The organism is Acidobacteriota bacterium (assembly GCA_009838525.1).
Classification (GTDB): domain Bacteria; phylum Acidobacteriota; class Vicinamibacteria; order Vicinamibacterales; family UBA8438; genus VXRJ01.
Genome location: VXRJ01000031.1, coordinates 59,161 through 74,556 on the forward strand (window position 1 = coordinate 59,161; position 15,396 = coordinate 74,556).

Below are 15,396 nucleotides of genomic sequence, written 5' to 3' on the forward strand. Positions count from 1 at the left end.
TATTGTATACTAATTCGAGCGAGTGAATAATTATGAAGCGCTATCGACAGGCCGCGATCCTGGATCTTCTGTCGCGGGAAGCGATTTGCAGCCAGGAGCGGCTGGGCCAGCGGCTCCGCACGCGCGGCTTCAACGCGACGCAGGCGACGATCTCGCGTGACATCAAGGAGCTGCAGCTCGTCAAGCGGGCGCGGGACGGCGCGTACGAGCAGCCGGGGGCGGAAGCGGGCGCGCGGGGCGCGGACGGCGAGCTGCGCCGGGCGATTTCGCAGTACCTGCGTCGCGTCGATCTGGTGCAGCAATTGCTCGTCGTCCGAACCGACGCGGGCCAGGCGGCTCCGCTGGCGCTCGCGATTGACCGGGCCGCCCTGCCGGAAGTGGTCGGGACCGTGGCGGGTGACGACACGATTCTCGTGATCACCCGGCATGGGCGGGCGGGCCGCGAGGTGACCCGATTGTTTGAAGGCTGGGCAATGGACTGACGGAGGAGAAGTGGGAACCATGGAACGGATCGTGTTGGCGTACTCGGGTGGGCTGGATACCTCGGTGGCGGTCAAGTGGCTGGCCGACCGGTACGATGCGGAGGTCGTGGCGGTCACCATCGACCTGGGGCAGGGCAAAGAGCTGGACGACGTGCGCGAGCGGGCGCTCTCGGTAGGCGCGGTCCGCTCGCACGTGGTCGACGCGCGGGAGGAGTTCGCGCAGGACTACATCCTGCCGGCCCTGCAGGCGGGTGCGATCTACGAGGCGAAGTACCCCCTCGCGACCGCGCTCGGACGGCCGCTGATCTCGAAGAAGCTGGTGGAGATCGCGGAGATGGAAGGCGCCGGGATGATTGCGCACGGTTGTACCGGCAAGGGCAACGACCAGGTCCGGATGGATGTTTCCGCGCGCGCCCTCAACCCCGCCCTCGCGGTGGTTGCTCCGGCCCGGGTCTGGGGAATGACGCGACCCGAGGAGATCGCCTACGCCCGGGAGCACGGTATCCCGGTTCCGGCGACCGTCGACTCGCCCTACAGCACCGACAGCAATCTCTGGGGCCGCTCGATCGAGTGCGGCGTGCTCGAGGATCCGTGGACGGAGCCGCCGGAGGAGATCTACGCGCTCACCAGATCGCCGGCCGACGCACCCGACGCGCCCGCGTATGTCGAGGTGGACTTCGAACAGGGGACGCCGATTCGCGTGAATGGCGTTGCCATGCCGCTGACGGAACTGATCCACTCGCTCGAGACCATCGCCGGCGCCCACGGCATCGGACGGATCGACATGGTCGAGAATCGCCTGGTGGGGATCAAGTCGCGCGAGATCTACGAGGCGCCGGCGGCGACGGTGCTGCATGCCGCGCATCGCGAGCTCGAGGCGCTCGTCGTGCCGCGCGACCTCGAGCGCCTGAAGGCCGGGCTGTCACGCGTCTATGCCGACCTGGTGTACGACGGCCTCTGGTTCTCCGCGACGCGGGAGGCGATCGATGCGTTCGTCGGCAGCGTGCAGCGGTATGTGACGGGGACGGTACGGCTCAAGCTGTCGAAGGGGAGCTGCTGCGTCGTCGGCCGGAGATCGCCGGCATCGCTCTACGACACCGCGCTCGCCACCTACGACGAGGGCGATGCGTTCGACCACGAGGCGGCGGAGGGTTTCATTCGAATCTGGGGCCTGCCGATCGCCAACGCCGCGGCCAAGCGGCGGGCGGCGGGCGGATCGGCGACGCAGGACTTCGCCGTGAGCGGGCAGCCTGCATCGACGCCGGCGGGCAATTCCTCCACGTCCTGACTGCCGTGGCATGAGCGAAGAGGCGCACCTCTGGTCCGGCCGGTTCGACGCCGCGCCCGACGCCGAGGTCTTCGACTATCAGGCGTCGTTCCGTTTTGATCGGCGCCTGTTCGACGACGACATCGAGGGAAGTCTCGCCTGGGCGGAAGCGCTCGCCGGCGCCGGCGTCCTGTCGCCGGCCGAGGCGGCCACGATCCGCGACGGTCTCGCCGAGATCCGCCGGCGCGGGCGCGACGACCCGTCGTTCGTGGACGGAGACGACGAGGACGTCCACGCGTTCGTCGAGCGCCAACTGATCGAACGCGTGGGCGATCTCGGCCGGCGCCTCCATACCGGCCGGTCGCGCAACGAGCAGGTATCGCTCGATCTGCGTCTGTATCTCCGACGGCGCGTTCCGCTGCTGCAGCACGAGGTGGTAGCCCTGATCGCGGCCCTCGCCGATCGGGCGGAGGCGGCGGGAACAGCGATCATGCCGGCGTACACGCACCTCCGCCGCGCGCAGCCGATTCTCGTGGCGCACTTTCTCCTCGCCCACGCCGCGGCGTTCCGGCGAGACCATGCCCGGCTGGCGTCTGCGGCGGACGAGGCGGACGCGATGCCCCTCGGCTCGGGGGCGGTCGCAGGGGCGAGCTATGCCGTCGACACCGAGGCGCTTGCCGCGCGGCTCGGCTTCTCGGGGGTCGTCGCCAACAGCATCGACGCTTCGGCGGATCGGGATTTCGTCTCGGCAATGCTGCATGCCTCGGCCCTCGTCATGGTGCACGTCAGCCGGTTGGCGGAGGATCTGATCCTCCTCACCGGGGAGGAGTTCGGCTATTTCGATCTGGACGATCGGGTGGCGACCGGCAGCAGCCTGATGCCCCAGAAGAAGAATCCCGATCCCCTTGAGCTCGCGCGCGGCAAGGCAGGCCGCGCGATCGGGCGGCTCGCGGGATGGCTTGCCACGATGAAGGGCCTGCCGAGCGGGTACAACAAGGATCTCCAGGAAGACAAGGAAGCTGTCTTCGACGCCGAGGATGCCGTCCACGGATCGCTGCGCGCCGCGGCTGCGGTGGTGTCCGGCCTGATGGTTCGTCCGGAGCGGGCCGAGGCAGCGGCCGGCGGGATGCTGCTGGCGACGGATGTGGCGGATCTGCTGGTGGCGGCCGGCGTCCCGTTCAGGACGGCCCACGAGACGGTAGGCAAGATGGTCCGGGACCTCCTTGCCGCGGGACGTGATTTTGGGTCACTCACGCCGGAGGAGTGGCGGCGCCATGACCCACGGTTCCCGGCCGATGCCGGGGAACGCATTACGGCGCGCGCGTCGGTCGATGCGCGCCGCACGCCGCAGTCCACCGGGCCGGCTGCGGTCCGTGCGGCGCTCGAGGAAACCCGCGCCTGGATCGCCCGGCAGGCCTGATCGGGAGCCGCGGCGGGCGGGCCGGCCCGGAAGTCAGTCGGCTCCCCTCACCCTCCCGAGGCCGGCCCCGGCGGCGGCGCTCACCAGGACGACCAGTCCACCCAGGACCGTCAGCGGAATCGTCGCACGGCGGGCGACGTCGGCGGATTCCTCGTCCACGAACTGAAACGTCGGCACTTCGGGCAGGACGTCTACCGTCATCCGCTCGTCGGCGAGAATTGCCGGCACGAAGAACTGCCGCCACTCCTCGGCGAAGGCACGTACCTGCAACTCGAAGCGGGCGAAACGCGCGTCTCCCGTCCCCGCGGCGTCGACCAGAACCTCCTGGGCCAACAGCGCCGGCGACAGGAAACGATAGCGGCCCACCAGGGCGAGCTGGTCGGCGCGGCGCGCATCGTAGCCCGTAGTCACCTCCTCGAGCCGGCCGTTGACAGCGTCCGTCGCGGCCCAGGCCAGGGCAGCGTTGCCGGGTTCTTCGGCCACCACGCCGCCCGCCATTTCCGGATGGTCTTCCAGGTACCGGGCAAGCAGCTCGCTACGGCGGTTCACGGCGTCGTTCGAGGCCTCGCGCTGGGCGGTGATCATCTCCACCCGGGAAGGCAGCGGGTGCAGCAGGCCCGCCGCGATGTTGACGGCGGCCGGAAGCACCACCACCAGAACGAGCCAGGCGCCCACCAGCGCCGTGGCGTTCCAGGCGGAGGACCGCCGCAGTCCGTTCACCCACGCGGCGAGCGCGAACCAGAACAGCGAGTACAGGGTCACCGACGCGCACCAGAGGATTACCCGGCCGGACGATGCGAAGCCCCCCGTGGCCAGGATGCCGAGCAGCGAGACGCCAGCAGCCAGCCCCACGACGAGTAATGCCCGAAACGCCAGCTTCGCCCCCACCACCGCGCGGGTCGACACCGGCTGCGACAGCGTCAGGGCCAACGTGCCCTGCTCGCGCTCCTCCGAGAGGACGTTGAAGCTGAGGGCCAGAACGAGCAGCGGCAGCAGGTACACCGTCACGAAGGCCAGGTCGAAACGGCCCACCGTGAGGTTGAGGGGATTCTCGACCTCTCCGTTTTGCTGGAAGGTCGATTCGTTGGTGTAGATGCTGATGTCGTAGTAGTAGGGCAGGAGGTCGCCCTGGCCGACCGCGAGGGCGGCCAGGGGGCCGGGCTCCAGAACCGCCGCGTGGGCGCCACGGGCGCCGCCGAGGACGTTGGGGGCGCGGGGGTCGCGAAAGGGCGAGGACGGCTGCCCTCCGTTTGCGATGTCGGTCAGTTCCTGCTCCAGGGCGCGGGCGCGCTCGGTGTTGCCGGCCCGCACTGCCTCCACCGTCCGCTCCTGGAAACGCTCCCAGGCCATGCCGTTGGCCAGGGCGTAGACGAAGAGGACGGCGAAGACCGCGAGCACGATCCGCAGCCCCCGATCGGCCGCGAGCAGTCGCCACTCGTTCCGCAGGACGGTCCTCAGGGTCACGGCTACGCCACCTCCGCGCGTCGCACGGTGGCCGTGGCGATCAGCACCGTACCGGCCAGCCACAACCCCAGCACCAGGAGCGAGAGAATCCGATTGTTGAGGACCCAACCCAGCGTCGGGGCGTCGTACTGCAGGGGTGGCACCTCTGCCCAGAGGTCGGGTCCAGCGACGTACGAGAAATCTCCGCTACGGGAGTTCTCGGCCAGGTCGCCGTTCATCTGTCGCATCACGTCTCTGCGGTATGCCTCCGCGGCGGTCGCGAAGTGCCGGTGCTGCTCGACGTCGGTACCGGCCAGCCCCATCGACAGCGCGCGGACCGCGAGCAGGGGCGCCGCCAGGGCGAGCGTCTCGTGCACGAGCCCCTGGCGCTCGAACGTGTCCCACAACGCCCCGTAGTTGCGGTCGAAGATCCGGTTCCCGAATTCCTCACTCTCCTGGAGGTAGACCCCGACGTCGTTCAAGGGCAGATCCTCGACCCGTTCCACGCCGTGCTCCGCGAGGAGGCGCTCGGTCAACGCGGCCCGATCCGGAGGCTCGATGCCCTCGACCCCGGCGGCGGTCTCGCGCTCCAGGGTTCGGGCGAACTCGACGGCGGACGGCGTGGGATGGATCCACCTGGACAGGTCCACCGCCACGCGCGGCGCCACCAGCCCGTTCACCACCCACACCGCCAGCAGGACGACCAGTGCGGTGCGCGCCGAGCGGGCCCACGCCGACACGGCGAGGGACAGCCCTACGAAAACGGCGAAGTAGGCGAGGTAGATGCCGGTCAGGACCGCGCCTCGGGCCATCGCGGACGCGGCCGGACCAGGGCTGCCAACGACAACCGCCGCCGCGCCCAGGGCGGCCGCCGGGACCAGCAGCAGCGCCAGCGCGCCGGCGATGCCCAGGGACTTGCCGAGGGCCAGGTCGGACCGGGCGACGCCAGCGGCGAGGATCTGTCGCAGCGTGCCCTGTTCCCGCTCGCCGGCCAACGCTCCGAAGGTGAGGAGGATGATGAGCAGCGGCACCAGGTGCTGCAGCACCTGCGCCGCCGTCAGCGCGCCGATGCGTTGGGCGGCGGTTGCGTCCTGGGCCGGGCGCAGGAGGAAGTCGTTCTGCCGGTGCGCCTCCAGCCACACCGACGTGCCCGTGTAGGGATCGACTCCCGCGTCGACAAAGGAAAGCGCCAGCCGAGGCTTGAAGGCATAGATGCCGTAGTGGGCCGCCGAGTGGGGGTTCTTTTCCCCCTGCGACTCCCAGTGGTCGCGGGCGGTGGCCTGGGCGGCCGCGAGCTCCTGCTGCGCCTGGCGCGCCTGGACCCAGCCGTGCCCCAGCGAAACCAGGAGAAGTGCTCCCACCAATGCCGCGCACCAGCGGAAGCGGCCGTCCCGAATCACGTCCGTGAACTCCTTGCGAACGATGTGCCTGATCATTGGTAGCTCCCTACTCGTGCATGTGTTCCAGATAGATGCGCTCGAGATCGGCGTGGCCGATCTCGTCCGTGTTCATCTCCGTGACCAGACGCCCGTGCCGCATGATGCCCACACGCGTGCCGGTCTCCTTGGCGCGAAACAGGTCGTGGGTCGCCATCAGCACCGCGACGCCGCGATCCCTGAGCTGCCCGAGCAACTCCGAGAACTCGTTGGAGGCCTGCGGGTCGAGACCGGACGTCGGCTCGTCGAGCAGCAGCGCGTCGGCCTCCTTGGCGGCGGCAATGGCGATGCCGACCTTCTGGCGCATGCCCTTGGAGTACTCGGACACGCGGCGATGGACCGCGGCGCGCGGCAGGCCGGATGCGGCCAGGATGTCCGTAAGTCGCTCCGGGGCCAGCGATCCCCGCCCACCCAGCGCGGCGAAATACTCCAGGTTCTCCAGGCCGCTGAGGTTGCGGTACAGCATCACCTGCTCGGGGATGTAGGCCAGGCGCCGCTTCGACTCCAGCGGCTCGGCGGCGACGTCAAGACCCGTCACGTGCACGCTCCCCGCGGTCGGCTCGATGAAACCCAGGAACAGGTGGATCGTGGTCGTCTTGCCGGCCCCGTTCGGGCCCAGCAAACAGTAGATTTCCGATGGCTCGACGCGGAGATCGAGGCCCGCGACGGCCTCCACGTCGCCATACCGCTTCGATAGCGCCCGGGCTTCGAGAACGGGTGTCGGCGCGACTGCCGCGGACTCGGATCGAACATCGCTCGGCACGACTTCACTCATCGTCTCGACCGGAACCCCGGTGAATCACGAGAGGCTCCTTCCTCCAGAAGTAAACGAAAAGGCCGGCGCACCAGCGGCGCGTCGACAGCACGGAACCCAAGACTACGGATGTCGACGACTTGTCAGGCGGGCGGAGCGCGGGAGGCGTGCCCCTCGATCTCCGCACCGTGGGCACGTCCCTGCGTCTGCGCATGGGGGCTGCCGCGGTCGGCCGGATCGGGGTGCTCGTGGACGCCGGGAGCGATGGGCGGCGAACCGTGGACGTGGCACAGAACGCACGTGTCGTCACGTCCTTCCGCCGCGTCGTGGAAATGAGGCGCGGTCGCAAGCGCCAGCAGCGCGAGCGCGGCAACCGCGCTCCACCGCAGTAGTGTCGACCGGCTTCGCCGCATAGGTCTGTTGTAGCGCGTTCGTGCGAGCCCGTCAAGGGCGCGGCCGCTTGACTCTGGGTCGCCCTTGCACCTTCAATAGGGAGGATGGTCAGGTCCAAGCGAAACGCGGCAGTGGCTATGGGGCTTCTCGTCGTGCTCGTGCTCGCGTCGCTGGGCGTCCCGCTCCACGAGCACGACGCCGACCTGCAGGCCGCCGGTCACGCGGACTGCGACGCCTGCCACTTCCGGCACCTGTCGGGCATCACGCCGGACGTCACGCCCGCGCCGTCCGCGCCGGACCTCGTCACCCGCGCCGTGGCAGCCGCCCGCCCGGACGGCGAACGCCCCGCGGCTCTCGGCATCCTTCCGACTCGCGGCCCGCCCGCGTAGCCTCCCCGTCGCACTCCGCTGCGACATTTCGTACTCGCGCCAGTCGTCGGTCGTCGGGCTCGGCGCCGACAACGGGCACGGATGCCAGCCCCGATATCGGGACTCCCGTAGTCAACGCTCGAAATGGAGGAAGGCTGCATGTCACGACTTTGTGGAGCACAGCTCGTTTCCGGTTGACGTAAGGACAGGTATGGCGAAGCGGGTACCCGTGGATCTCGGTCCGGTGCAGGAGACCCTGCTGATTCCTCTTCTGGGCCGGGCTCGCGAAACGGAACAGCCACGCGGCTTGCTGCACGATCGGCGAGCGTGCGAGATCGTACGGGAGCTCGACTACGACTTCACGAAGTGGGAGGGCAAGCGCAGCATCAAGGGGGCCGTGCTTCGCGCGCGCATGTTCGACCGCTATGTCGAGGACTTCCTGGCCCAACATCCCGCGGGCACGGTAGTCGAGATCGGCTGCGGGCTCGACACGCGGTTCGATCGGGTCGACAACGGCCAGGTACGGTGGTTCGACCTCGACCTCCCGGACACCATCGCCCTGCGGCGGCGCTTCTTCGACGACGAACCGCGACGGACGATTCTCGCCGCCTCCGTTCTCGACGACGCGTGGATGGACTCGGTAGCAGCAACCGGCGGCCCGTGGATGTTCGTCGCCGAGGCGGTGCTGATCTATCTCGACGCGCCGGATGCGAGGCGCGCCCTCCTCGGGCTGGCGCGGCGCTTCCCCGGGGCCTGGATTGCCTTCGACACGATGGCGTCCCGGATCGTCGACACGCAGCACCGGCACGACGCCATGCGGCACCTCTCGCGAGAAAGCTGGTGCCGCTGGAAATGCGACGATCCCCGCGAGATCGAGTCGTGGGGCGCAAACCTGCGGCTCGTGGCATCGAAGACCTTCCTGGACGCCGACCATGACCTTCTGGATCGGCTCCCCCTGGGGCTGCGCCTGATGGCCCGGTTCGCCCCGTTTCTGCTGCGGCAGGCAAGGCTCTATCGGCTGAACCTGGCCACGGTCATTGCGTAAACGAATGCGTGCACATTGGAGGATTCACGTCATGACGAGACTAGGAATGTTGACCACGGCCTGCCTGCTGGCGCTGCCCCTGCCGGCGCTGGGGCAGGATGCAGCCATCTCCGGCACGGTGGCCGATCAGACCGGAGGCGTCCTGCCGGGCGTGACGGTAGAAGCCGCGAGTCCAGCCCTCGCGGGCGCGCCGCGGGTGGCGGTCACCGACGGTGAAGGACGGTATTCCCTGGACGGGTTGCCGCCCGGCGAATACACGGTCTCCTTCACGTTGTCCGGCTTCCAGACTGAGCAACGGAGCGGTGTTACCGTCGCCGGTTCCGACGGTGCGACCCTGGATGCCATGATGCAGTTCGCCAGCTTCTCCGAGGACGTGACCGTCGTCGGCAGCAAGCTCGATACGGGGCGCCAGGAGTTCGGTACGAGCGTCGCGTACCTCAGCGCCGAACAGATCGACGTCCAGGCCATCTTCACGGTCGAGGACGCCTTCGACCGGACCGCCAACGCGTTCACGGGCACGGCGTCGTTGGGCGCCTACAGCATCCGCGGGGTTAACAACAACGGCATCACTCCAGCCTTCTCCAGCGCCAACGCGCTCGCGTCCGTACTGGTGAACCAGACCGCCCTCAGCCCGACCTCGGGGGACTTTCTGAAGCCGTCGCTCTTCGACGCCAGCTCCGTGGAGATCCTGCGTGGCCCGCAGTCGACGCTGCAGGGACCCAATTCGCTGATCGGCTCGGTCCTGATCAACTACAACCAGCCCGCGTTCGACGGCTACGCGGGACGGGTCCGGTTCGAGGGGGGCGGGTTCGGCACGATGCGGACCTCCGTCATGCAGAACATCGAGCTGGTCGACGACATTCTCGCGGCCCGCGTCACCTACGAGAACCGCCAGGCCGACGGCGCCGTCACCAACGTGGTCCACGACGTCAGTGACGTGCAGCGGACGGACGAGCAGACCGTCCGCCTGCAGCTCGGGCTGCGGCCCGGCGCCGACGATCGGACGTCGATCAACCTGACGTGGCTGCACAACGACTCCGATTCCAATCCGTTCGCCCTGGTCGCGCCCAACCCCATGACCGGCGCCGGCCTGTTCGATCGGCAGCAGAACTACAGCCGCCTCGACGAGTACCCGTTCACCTTCGACCTCGTGAACGTGGAGGCGACTGCCGCGCTCACCGACCGCGTGTCGCTCACTTCGGTGACCGGCTACAGCGCTTTCGATCTCGACCAGGGGTTCGACGGCGACCTGACGCAGTTCGATTTCCTGAACGTCGATGCGTTCGTCAACGACACTCTTGTGAGCCAGGAAGTACGCGCCACGTACGCGGGTGATGCGATGGACGCGATAGTCGGCCTGTTCATCTCGCAGGGCGACTACGGGAACGGCTTCAGCGGGGCCGGCATCTTCCCGGACGGCATGGGCGGCGTCGCACCGTTCAGCTCCAGGACGGACCTGCTCGAGGAGGTCAATCAGCTTGCGGTCTTCGGGCGCGGAGAGTGGACCATGGGCGACCGCCTGCTCGCCACGGCCGGTCTCCGCCTCAACCGCGAGACCCGCAAGACCGACAGCTTCGCAGACAACAACGGCTTCGTCAGCGAACTTGCGGGCGAGGAGACCTTCCAGCAGTTGATTCCGTCGGCGTCGCTCTCGTACAGCATCACGCCCGACACCTCGGTCGGCGCCTCGTACGCCCGGGGCTTCCAGGCCGGCGGCATCGCATTCGCCGTGTTTCTCGGCCAGGCGCAGTCGTACGGCGAGGAGTTCACCAACAACTACGAGGTCTTCCTGCGCCACCGAAGCGCGGACGGACGGATCACGTTGAACGCCAACGTCTTCAGCATCGACTGGTTCGATCAGCAGGTTCCCTTCACTCCACCCGGGGGCTTCCCGCAATTCGATCAGTTCATCGCCAACGTCGGCGAGTCGAATCTCCAGGGTTTCGAGGTGGAGACCGAGGTCTACATCAGCCGCGACCTGCAAGTGTTCGGATCGCTGGGCGTGACCGACTCCACGTTCAAGGACTTCATCCTGGACGGAGTGGATCTTTCCGGCCGGGAGTTCCCGGCCTCGCCCGGGTGGAACGCCTCGCTGGGCGTCGCCTGGCAACCCGCCGCCGGCTGGTTTGCGGGCAGCACCGTCAACTTCACCGATGGCGCCTACACGGAGATCTTCGCGCCCGACATCACGCGGCTGTCGCCCCGAGAACTGCTCTCGGGGCGGTTCGGTTACCGGTTCAGCGATGGCTGGTCGATCTACGCGTGGGGCACCAACCTGCTGGATGACGAGTACGAGTTGGGTCTCTTCGATGGCAGACAGTTCGGCCTGCCCGGCGCCTACGGCCGCCTCGGCGACCCGCGCACGGTCGGCGTCGGCATCGACCTGGACTGGTAGCGACTCGGCGGATTCAGCCCTGAGGCCGGCCATTCTCGCGGCTGGCCGGGGCGCCTGGAGCACGCGATGAACCAAGTCACCGAAGGTCTTCGGGTAACGAAACTGACCAAGACGTATCCGGGCGGCATCCGCGCCCTCGACGCCGTCGATCTCACGGTGGAACCGGGCCTCTACGGACTGCTCGGTCCAAACGGCGCCGGCAAGAGCACCTTGATGCGGACGCTTGCCACACTGCAGCAGCCCGACAGCGGGTCGATCACGCTGGACGGGGTCGACGTGCTGGCCGATCCGGACTACGTGCGGCGCCGTTTGGGGTACCTGCCACAACACATCGGCACCTACCCGACCGTCACGGGCCGCCAGCTCCTCGATCGGTTCGCCTGGCTGAAGGGCCGGACCGACAAGGCCGAACGCCGGCGCGAGGTCGCGCAACTCCTCGAGCGCGTGAACCTCCGCGAGGACGCCGACCGCGCCGTCGCCACCTACTCCGGGGGAATGCTGCGCCGCTTCGGCATCGCGCTCGCCCTCGCCGGAAACCCGCGCCTGCTCATCGTCGACGAGCCGACAGCCGGCCTCGATCCTGCGGAACGGAGCCGTTTCCACCGGGTGCTGGCCGACATCGCGGCCGACAACATCGTCCTCCTGTCGACGCACATCGTCGACGACGTGGAAAGCCTCTGCGAGCGGCTGTCCATCCTCGCCGGTGGGCGAATCGTCGCCGAGGGCACCCCCGGCGCCCTGACTGCGCCGCTCGAAGGCCGCCTTTGGTCGCGCGTCGTGCCCCGTGGTGAAGCCCTGCCGGAACCGGCACTGCACATCTCGGCGACCCCGGCGGGCTCGCTGGTCATCGTCGAAGCCGCGAGCGCCCCGGGTGAAGCCTGGGCCCCGCAAACGCCGCGTCTGGAGGATGTCTACCACGCGGCGATCGCGCACGCCGGCGTGCAGGATGAGGAAGCGGTGGCGTGACGGTGTTCCGCTTCATCGCGGCGGAAGCATGGTACGAGTTCCGCTCCGCCTGCCGCGGTCCGCTCATCCCGATGCTCTTCGCGGGCCTGATCGCCTACGTGTTGATCGTGATCCTGAACGCGGACTACCTGCGCGAATGGGGCGCCACCGACGTGGCGCGAAACAGCCCGCAAATCGTCTACCTGATGCTCTCGGGGCAACCCCTCTGGCTCGTGTTCGTATGGGCGTGGATCTTCGGGCAGGCCGTGGTCCGCGACCGGACGGCAAGTCTTCAGGAAATCGTCCTGTCGGCTCCCGTCTCGCTGCCGGCGCTACTCGTCGGCCGCTACCTCGGCGCGCTGACCCTTGCCTGCCTGTTGTCCTTCGGGGGAGTGATCGGGTTCCTGCTGGTCCCATTCCTCGGCGCCATAGGCATCATCCCCCCCGACGCCGCAGGACCCCAGCCGTGGTTCACGATTGGCCACACGTTCGTGATCTTCACCCTGCCGGCCGCCGTCGGTCTCGGCGCGCTCCTCCTGTACGCGGCGATCCGGACGCGCAGTGTCGCCGGCCCGTTCGCCGTCGCGTCGGGGTTGATGCTGGTGTGGATGGTGGGGATGGTGATCGTTCGCGGCGGCGAGGCGAACGCCGGGCTGGCGACGCTCCTGGATGCGTCCGGGTTCGCCGAGGTGGAAGAGCAGACCGAGCTGTGGACGCCGAGCGAGAAGCGGACCGGCGTCCTCGAGCTGACGCCGCCGTTGCTCGCCAACCGCGTGATCTGGACGGTGCCGCCGTTGCTGCTGCTGGGGTTCACGCTCCGGCGGGTCGGCCGTGAACAACTGACGCTGGAGCGGGCGCCGGCGGCGCCGGCGAACGGTTCGTCCGACGAACACGAAACGGAGCCCGCCCATACCACCCCTGTACCCGGCGCCCCCGAGCGCCCCTCCTGGCCGCGGGTGACGTGGAACGAGATGGTCTGGCATCTCTCGCTGTCGTTCCGCGGATGGGGCACCCTCCTCGCGCTGGGCATGGCGACGATCATGGGCGTTGGTGGCTCGTTCGTCCACGTCGTCCTGCACGCCGACGGCCCGCTCGTACCACGCCCGGACCTCCTTCAGCCCCTGCTGGCGGAGTTGTACTACCTGATGATCGTCTTCATGGTGGCCGCCTTCGTCGGCATCATGGCGCGCCGGGACGATCGCGCCGGCTACGGCGAGATCGTCGATGCCGCGCCCGCGCCGCTCGGCTGCCGGGTGGCGGGCAGAGCGTTCTCGGCTGCCCTGGTCACGATGGCCTTCGCCCTGACCCCGACCATCTCCGTGTGGATCGTCCCGGCGCTCTCGGCCCCCGAGGCCTTCAGCTTGCTCGACCCGCTCATCTACTTCGGCCTCGTGTTCGCGCCTTCCCTGCTGGAGCTCTGCGCAGCCGTGCTCGTGGCGCACGCGCTGATTCGCCATGCCGGAACGGCGCACGCCGCCGGCGTCTTCTGCGCGTTCATGGTGGTCGTCAGCGACGAGTTGAGGGTGGTCTCCTACCCGCCGGCACAGATTGGCATCCCGGCGCACGTCGCCCTGGCGGAGTTCACGGCGTGGGCGCCGTGGCTCGGCTACGTGCTGGCCTCCGGCGCCTTCAAGGCGGCGCTGGTCGTCGCGGCGGCGGGCCTCGCGTGGCTCGCCTGGCCTCGCGGCGCCGCGCTCACCGTGCCGCTCCGCTGGCGGGCCGGCCTGGGTCGGGCGATCGGCGGAGCGGGCGCGCTCACCGCGGCCGGCATCGTGGCGGCAGTCGGTACGCACGGCGTGCTGTACGAGCAGCTCGTCACCGCCGGCGGCTACCAGTCGGCCGCGGCCGAAACGGCGGACGACGCGGCATGGGAGTCGCGCTGGTGGGCGCAGGCCGCGCCCTTCGCGACGACCGGGGGCGAAGTGGGCATCGCGGTCGACCCGGCCGCCCGGCTGGCCACCACCCACTGGCGGCTCGATGGCGTGCGCTCCGCCTCGGGCGCGCTGCACGGGTCGCTGCCGCACGGCGCCGGCGACCCGCGCGCCACCGTCGATGGCCGGGAGGCGCCCGTCACCGTCGCCTTCGACCACTTCTCGCTGCCGCTCGGCGACTGCGGCGGAGAGGGCTGCACGATCGAGCTGGAAGTGACGGTCGACGGTGACGGGTGGTCGGCAGAAGGAGAGATTCCCTGGCTGCACCCGGCGGGCGTCTGGTTGCGCGCGATCGACGTGCTCCCGACGCTTGGCCACGACCCTGATCGACTGCTCCGCGCGCCCCGGGAACGCCGCGATCACGGTCTGGCGGAAGTGGTTCCGGACGCCCCGGCGGCGGCGCTGGCGCCGGCGGCGGGCGTGGCGCCGGACGGCGACTGGCGCTGGACGGTGGACTTCGCGGGCGGTGGCGAAGCAGGCACGCGGACCGCCGCCGACGGACGCATCCGCGGACCGCTCGACTTCGCCGTCGCCTGGTGGCCGGACGCACCGGAAGAGACGCGCCGCGACGGGATCGCCGCCCTCCACGGACCCTCGCGTGCGCGCGATGCGGACGGCGTCCTCGCCGACGTGGTGGAGATGCAGGTCTGCGTGGCAGAGGTGTTGAGCGCCGCGCCCCGCGTCGCCACGGTGCTGCAGGCGCCCCGCGAGCGCGGTGCGACCGCGCTCCACGGCGACCTGCTGTGGCTGCCGGAAGACGCCGGCTGGGACATCGCCGGTGAGGGTTTCGGCCGGTGGAACCGGCGCGCGACCATCGCCAGCGCCATCGCCGAGGCTTACGTCACGACCGCGTCAGGCCTGCGCAAGGAGCAGGGAGCGGAGTGGCTGCGGCTGGGCGTCTCCGGCTGGGTGGGAATGGAGTGCGTCCGGCGGCGGGACGGCGCCGACGCCTGGCTGGCGCTGCAGACGCGCGTCAGTGACCAGACCGTCGCAGCCTTCGGCGCCCTGGATGCCCCCGCCGTCAGCGTCGCCCTGGCGGGCGCCGCGGACTGGCTGCAACGCTACGCGCCGCTGGCCACCGCGGGTTGGGCCGAGACGCTCGGGCCACCACAAGCCGGCGAGGCGGTCAACGCGGTGGTCGTCGCCGTGAGTGGTGGCCAGCCGCTCGCCGGCGCACTAGCGGATGCGGCGGGTGCGGACGTCGCCGCGCAGTTGCTGGGACCGCCGGCCTCGTCCGACATCCTGGTCGATCGGACGGCGCGTGCCCTGGACATCGGCGGAAGCCGGTGGCGATGGCGCCAGGGCGGGTGGGAGCCGCTGGAGGTCCCGATCCACGTGACGCAGCGCTTCGAAGACGAGAGCGGCAGCCGGCGCGTAGGTCCGGTTCCGGCTACCGTCGACCCCGGCGAACCGTTCACGCTGCTCGACGCCTGGCCATCGTTCGAGCGCACCCCGGCCGACAACGTCTGGCGCGGCGATGAGGACGACTGATGTACGCTGGCGTGCGGGAGGAGGAG

Annotated in this window: 12 protein-coding genes; 8 read left to right on the plus strand and 4 right to left on the minus strand. The window is 69.5% G+C overall.

Annotation, left to right across the window (positions count from 1 at the left end; all coding sequences use genetic code 11):
* Positions 1-32 precede the first annotated feature (32 nt).
* From F4Y45_13135 to argH, 3 genes are read left to right on the plus strand one after another with little or no spacing between them, the layout of a single operon-like run.
* The gene (locus F4Y45_13135; protein MXY25444.1) at positions 33-482 is read left to right on the plus strand and encodes an arginine repressor; all 450 of its coding nucleotides are present in this window, start codon (positions 33-35) and stop codon (positions 480-482) included.
* Positions 483-501: 19 nt separating this feature from the next.
* Positions 502-1,770 (plus strand): argininosuccinate synthase, encoded by a 1,269-nt coding sequence (locus F4Y45_13140; protein MXY25445.1) that lies wholly within the window; start codon positions 502-504, stop codon positions 1,768-1,770.
* Between the two features lie 10 nt (positions 1,771-1,780).
* On the plus strand, positions 1,781-3,169 hold the full coding sequence (argH, locus tag F4Y45_13145; protein ID MXY25446.1) for an argininosuccinate lyase: 1,389 nt from the start codon (positions 1,781-1,783) through the stop codon (positions 3,167-3,169).
* Between the two features lie 33 nt (positions 3,170-3,202).
* Here argH and F4Y45_13150 read toward each other — a convergent pair whose 3' ends face one another.
* The 4 genes from F4Y45_13150 to F4Y45_13165 form a co-directional block, all read right to left on the minus strand.
* Positions 3,203-4,633, minus strand: a complete 1,431-nt coding sequence (locus tag F4Y45_13150; GenBank protein ID MXY25447.1) for a DUF3526 domain-containing protein — start codon at positions 4,631-4,633, stop codon at positions 3,203-3,205.
* Between the two features lie 2 nt (positions 4,634-4,635).
* Complete coding sequence (locus F4Y45_13155) at positions 4,636-6,048, minus strand: ABC transporter permease subunit (GenBank protein MXY25448.1); 1,413 nt, start codon at positions 6,046-6,048, stop codon at positions 4,636-4,638.
* Positions 6,049-6,058: 10 nt separating this feature from the next.
* Positions 6,059-6,823 (minus strand): ABC transporter ATP-binding protein, encoded by a 765-nt coding sequence (locus F4Y45_13160; GenBank protein ID MXY25449.1) that lies wholly within the window; start codon positions 6,821-6,823, stop codon positions 6,059-6,061.
* Between the two features lie 122 nt (positions 6,824-6,945).
* Positions 6,946-7,215, minus strand: a complete 270-nt coding sequence (locus F4Y45_13165; protein ID MXY25450.1) for a hypothetical protein — start codon at positions 7,213-7,215, stop codon at positions 6,946-6,948.
* A gap of 84 nt (positions 7,216-7,299) precedes the next feature.
* Between F4Y45_13165 and F4Y45_13170 the strand changes: the two genes are divergently transcribed.
* The 5 genes from F4Y45_13170 (at position 7,300) to F4Y45_13190 (ending at position 15,370) form a co-directional block, all read left to right on the plus strand.
* The gene (locus tag F4Y45_13170; GenBank protein ID MXY25451.1) at positions 7,300-7,584 is read left to right on the plus strand and encodes a hypothetical protein; all 285 of its coding nucleotides are present in this window, start codon (positions 7,300-7,302) and stop codon (positions 7,582-7,584) included.
* Between the two features lie 190 nt (positions 7,585-7,774).
* The gene (locus F4Y45_13175) at positions 7,775-8,608 is read left to right on the plus strand and encodes a class I SAM-dependent methyltransferase (GenBank protein ID MXY25452.1); all 834 of its coding nucleotides are present in this window, start codon (positions 7,775-7,777) and stop codon (positions 8,606-8,608) included.
* 4 nt (positions 8,609-8,612) lie between these two features.
* On the plus strand, positions 8,613-11,003 hold the full coding sequence (locus F4Y45_13180) for a TonB-dependent receptor (GenBank protein ID MXY25453.1): 2,391 nt from the start codon (positions 8,613-8,615) through the stop codon (positions 11,001-11,003).
* Positions 11,004-11,069: 66 nt separating this feature from the next.
* On the plus strand, positions 11,070-11,969 hold the full coding sequence (locus tag F4Y45_13185) for an ABC transporter ATP-binding protein (GenBank protein MXY25454.1): 900 nt from the start codon (positions 11,070-11,072) through the stop codon (positions 11,967-11,969).
* A complete protein-coding gene (locus tag F4Y45_13190; protein ID MXY25455.1) occupies positions 11,966-15,370 on the plus strand; it encodes an ABC transporter permease in 3,405 nt (1,134 codons plus the stop codon). Before F4Y45_13185 ends, F4Y45_13190 begins: the two co-directional genes overlap by 4 nt.
* Positions 15,371-15,396 lie beyond the last annotated feature (26 nt).